The sequence below is a fragment of the Candidatus Cloacimonadota bacterium genome, from assembly GCA_034661015.1.
In the GTDB taxonomy this organism is placed as follows: domain Bacteria; phylum Cloacimonadota; class Cloacimonadia; order JGIOTU-2; family JGIOTU-2; genus JAYEKN01.
Map to the genome: position 1 here is coordinate 1 of JAYEKN010000295.1, position 5,306 is coordinate 5,306.

At 39.0% G+C, this 5,306-nt stretch carries 2 protein-coding genes and 2 rRNA genes; 2 read left to right on the forward strand and 2 right to left on the reverse strand.

Annotated elements, in window-relative coordinates:
• The first annotated feature begins 736 nt into the window (after positions 1–736).
• Together U9P79_10305 and U9P79_10310 are read left to right on the forward strand one after the other, a co-directional pair.
• Complete coding sequence (locus U9P79_10305; GenBank protein MEA2105010.1) at positions 737–1,369, forward strand: flagellar brake protein; 633 nt, start codon at positions 737–739, stop codon at positions 1,367–1,369.
• A gap of 93 nt (positions 1,370–1,462) precedes the next feature.
• A complete protein-coding gene (locus tag U9P79_10310; protein ID MEA2105011.1) occupies positions 1,463–2,083 on the forward strand; it encodes a flagellar brake protein in 621 nt (206 codons plus the stop codon).
• A gap of 71 nt (positions 2,084–2,154) precedes the next feature.
• On the opposite strand, the gene rrf is transcribed toward U9P79_10310, so the two are convergent.
• Together rrf and U9P79_10320 are read right to left on the reverse strand one after the other, a co-directional pair.
• A 5S ribosomal RNA gene (gene rrf, locus U9P79_10315) occupies positions 2,155–2,271 on the reverse strand.
• Positions 2,272–2,319: 48 nt separating this feature from the next.
• Positions 2,320–5,262: ribosomal RNA gene (locus U9P79_10320) — 23S ribosomal RNA — on the reverse strand.
• Between the last annotated feature and the right edge of the window lie 44 nt (positions 5,263–5,306).

Below are 5,306 nucleotides of genomic sequence, written 5' to 3' on the forward strand. Positions count from 1 at the left end.
TTCTTATAATTTTGATATACAATATATCGAATTGATATGATTAATTAGGGTCCATCCGTAAGGTAGGGATTCGACGCAGATGAACGCTGAAAAAAATGATTTACGCAAGATAAAAATTTAATTATAAAAAGTGTAATATCCCCGTTGAATGCTTTGTGATTTTTTATTCAACAGGGGTTTATCAGCATAATCAGTGTTTATCTGCGTCGAATCACATTCGGAGAATCATTGCAAAAATGCGAGTTTACGGATGGACACCAATTAGAGACTGTCCGTAAAGGGAAATCTTTAGTTAATTTCCGTTTTTTGCACGCATCCCCCCAAAATTAATATAATAATGACATGAATTAAGGTTATACCTGCATCTGTGTTAGTAGAAGAGATTGCTTAGAAAACTTTCAAAAATCCCTAAAAGAACTAATAAAAGTTTTCAGTATTGTTGCCACACGCTGAAGCGTGTGTTTGCGAATAACAAATCTCGTGCGAATAACAAATCTCGAATGAAAAATACAAATTTGCTGTTAACCATAAGTGTTTACATCCTTCTTATTAACAACAAACTTCAGTTTGTGGCTCAAAAATCAATAATAATTCCTCAGCCCTTTTAAGGGCTTTTCAACATATTCCAAAATTTTTATAAAAAATGGGGGGATGTGAAATAATTTTCAAATATCTTGACAATCAAAACAGTTAATTTCTTTTTAAAAAAAAATAAGAAATCTTGGAAGGATTAATAATGGAATTGAAATCCGGTGCTATCTTACAGTTGGAATCTAACAAACTAAAAAAAAGAGTCTTTTCAAAATTAATCGGTGCAAAAGAAGGAAAATATTATATTATATCCTCTCCCAAAATTTCAGATCAAAGTCATAGTGAAACCGATATTGAATCGAACTTTCCTCCAAATTCAAAACTTATTCTCAGATCCTTATATGGAGGAGCTGTTTATGGATTTGAATCTACAATAATAAAAATCATCCATGATCCTGATATTTTAATATTTATCGAATATCCTGATGAAATTGAGATATACAATTTGCGGAAAGAAAAACGAATTGTAGTAAATATTCCAGCGAAAATTATCATCTCTAATGAAAATTACACAGGCACATTAACCAACCTGAGCAATGATGGATGCTTAGTCTGTATAGACTCCAATATTCAAAAACTAAAGCAAATATTAACAATTGACAAATTAATCTACATCAAATTCACCGATCCTCAATCCGCTATTAAATATGAGATTGATTGTATCATCAAAAACAAAAATATGGAGAATGGCAAACTTGAAGTAGGTTTCAGTTTTGATGAAATGGATATTAGCCTTCGAACACAAATCAACCAGTTAATTAATAAAATTAACCAATAAATATTAATATTTTATTGAAAATATATCATTTACTTTGACAGGATAATTCCAACAAGTCAACAATAGTTTAATAAAATTAATTTAGGACAGAAAATGGCTATCAAATTAGGCACACAGTTTCAATTAGATATAAAAGGAATAGACAAACGTCTGTTTAGCGAATTAGTGGGAATGGAAGAAGGAAAATTTTTAATTGTAAAAATGCCTGAAATTTATCATCAACAAAACATCAGTAGTTTTGTTTCAAAAAAGAAAGAAATCGTTGTAAGGTATTTGGAAAACGGGATAGTTTACGGATTTGAGACTTACATTATTAAGGCTATTTATGACCCAAGTGAACTTCTTTTCATTGATTTTCCCATAAAGATTGAAAATTTTAATTTGCGTAAAAATAAAAGGATATTAACATATTTTCCTTCTAAAATCGTTTTTGATGAGGAAATACTAAACGGACAAATTATTAATATAAGTAAGAACGGATGTCTTTTAACTTCAGATTCGGATAACTATAAAAAATTAAATAAATTAATGAAGGCTGAGGCTGATATCTTATTAACTCTATTTATGCCCGGTGTTGAAGAAGAGATGAGCATTGATGGTAAGGTAAAGAATATACAATCAAAAGACAAATTGATTGAAATTGGTATAAATTTTGTAAATATGGATATAATAACCAGAACTCAAATACACGACTTCATATCGGCTACTTTGTGATTTGATCAATTCAAAAACAAATATTTTTAAATAGACTCATAAATATTTGCATAAAAAAAGGGTAGTAAAAAGATTGGCTACGACCTACTCTACCATATCGTTACCAATACAGTACCATCGGCGTATACGGGCTTTACTTCTGTGTTCGGCATGGGAACAGGTGTTTCCCCGCAACTATAATAACCAATCTTTTTACTACCCAAAAAAATAGATAGTGATTAAAGTAAAAGAAAAAAGATAGTAAGGCTTTGACTAATTAGTATTACTTGGCTCAATCCATTACTGGACTTACACCTGTAACCTATCAACCTCATAGTCTCTGAGGTGTCTTAAGGATGTCTTATCTTGAAGTTGGCTTCCCGCTTATATGCTTTCAGCGGTTATCCGTTCCAGACATAGTTATCCGGCGCTGCAACTGGCGTCACAACCGGTGCACCAGAGGTCTGTCCATATTGGTCCTCTCGTACTAAATATGGCTCTTCTCAAACATCTAATGCTCACGAAGGATAGGGACCGAACTGTCTCACGACGTTCTGAACCCAGCTCGCGTACCACTTTAAACGGCGAACAGCCGTACCCTTGGGAGATGCTTCTCCCCCAGGATGTGATGAGCCGACATCGAGGTGCCAAACAGCTTCGTCGATTTGAACTCTTGGAAGCTATAAGCCTGTTATCCCCGGAGTACCTTTTATCCGTTGAGCTATCCCCCTTCCATACGGAGGGATAGGATCACTAAGACCTGCTTTCGCATCTGCTCGACCCGTCGGTCTCGCAGTCAGGCTCCCTTATGCCTTTATACTCTACGCGTGGTTACCAATCACGCTGAGGGAACCTTTGTACGCCTCCGTTACATTTTGGGAGGCGACCGCCCCAGTCAAACTGCCCGTCAGACAATGTCCACATACCTCATAAAGGCACATGTTAGTATTCCAATATTACAAGGGTGGTATTTCAAGGTTGGCTCCATCCAAGCTGGCGCTCAAATTTCATAGCCTCCCACCTATCCTACACAAACAATACTAAAATACAATGCCAAACTGCAGTAAAGGTTCACGGGGTCTTTCCGTCCTTTCGCGAGTAGGCGGCATCTTCACCGCCACTGCAATTTCACCGAGTCCCTGGTTGAGACAGTACCCAAGTCGTTACACCATTCGTGCAGGTCGGAACTTACCCGACAAGGAATTTCGCTACCTTAGGACCGTTATAGTTACGGCCTCCGTTTACCGGGGCTTCATTTCAAACCTTCGCCACTCCCTAAGGAGAAGCTAAGTCATCCATTTAACCTTCCGGCACCGGGAAGGTGTCAGTCCATATACGTGGTATTACTACTTTGCATAGACATGTGTTTTTGGTAAACAGTCGCTTGGGTCTTTTCACTGCAACCAAAGAAAGCTAGGAGTGTAAAACTCTTCACCATCAATGGCGCCCCTTCTCCCGAAGTTACGGGGCTATTTTGCCGAGTTCCTTAACCAGAGTTATCTCGAACACCTGAGGATACTCTCCTCGTCTACCTGTGTTGGTTTGCGGTACGATTCGATAGACAATTAAACGCTTAGAGATTATTTCTTGGCAGCTTTATAGAGGAACTTTTGCTACTTAATGTAGCTCGTCATCACACCTTGATAATAGACCGACGGATTTTCCTATCGGTCCTATCTACATGCTTAAATCTGGACATCCAACGCCAGACTTCCTTGCATTACTGCGTCATCCCATCGCTTTATCTATCGAGTAGCAGAATATTAACTGCTTTCCCATCGGCTACGCCTTTCGGCCTGACCTTAGGGGTCGACTAACCCTGAGAAGATTAACTTTACTCAGGAAACCTTAGACTTACGGTGAACAGAATTCTCATCTGTTTTTTCACTACTAATGCCGGCATAATCTCTTCTGATAGCTCCAGCATACTTTTCAGTACACCTTCGTCGCCTTACAGAATGCTCTCCTACCATCTACTGATAAATCAATAAATCTACAGCTTCGGTAATGTACTTAGTCCCGATCATCTTCGGTGCAAAACCACTCGACCAGTGAGCTATTACGCACTCTTTAAATGTATGGCTGCTTCTAAGCCAACATCCTGGCTGTTTGTGCAATTTAACATCCTTAATCACTAAGTTTATACATATTTTGGGACCTTAGCTGGTAGTCTGGGGTGTTTCCCTTTCGCCCATGGAGCTTATCCCCCACAGACTGACTCCTGTATATTAACTACTGGAATTCTGAGTTTGAGTGGATTTGGTAGTCCTTTAAGACCCCTAGTCCAATCAGTGCTTTACCTCCAATAGTCTTCGTACAAGGCCCTGCCTAAACAGGTTTCGGAGAGAACCAGATATCGCCGAGTTTGATTGGCCTTTCACCCCTACCCACACCTCATCCTCTGAATTTTTAACTTCAGTAGGTTCGGTCCTCCAACACGTGTTACCGTGTCTTCAACCTGGACATGGGTAGATCACTCGGTTTCGGGTCTACTTCTAACAACTAACGCCCTATTCAGACTCGCTTTCGCTATGGTTACATCCGTATCGGACTTAGCCTGCTGCTAAAAGTAACTCACCGGCTCATTATACAAAAGGCACGCCGTCATCCGCCAAAAGGCAGACTTCGACTGATCATATGCAATTGGTTTCAGGTACTATTTCACTCCCCTCTCGGGGTACTTTTCACCTTTCCCTCACGGTACTGGTTCACTATCGGTAGTTAGAATATATTTAGCCTTACCAGATGGTCCTGGCAAATTCAGACATGATTCCAAGTGTCACGTCCTACTCTGGGTATCCAAAATCTTACTTTCTTTGTTTCGTCTACAGGGCTATCACCTACTATGGCTTATCTTTCCAGAATAATTTGACTACAAATAAAGTAAAATATATATTGGACCCGCACCCCCCGACGAATCGGGGTTTGGGCTGTTCCCATTTCGCTCGCCGCTACTGAGGGAATCGCTTTTGCTTTCTTTTCCTGTGGTTACTAAGATGTTTCAATTCACCACGTACGATTCATATCTCCTATTTTATTCAGAAATATGATATCTCGACATTACTCGAGATGGGTTGCCCCATTCGGAAATCCCCGGGTCTAAGCTTGCTTACAGCTCTCCGAGGCATATCGCAGTTAGCCACGTCCTTCATCTCTATCTAACTCCAAGGCATTCACCAAATGCACTTATTGCCTTACTTAAATTTTTTTTGAACGCGACAATTCAAATTGTCGCCTTCTTTTA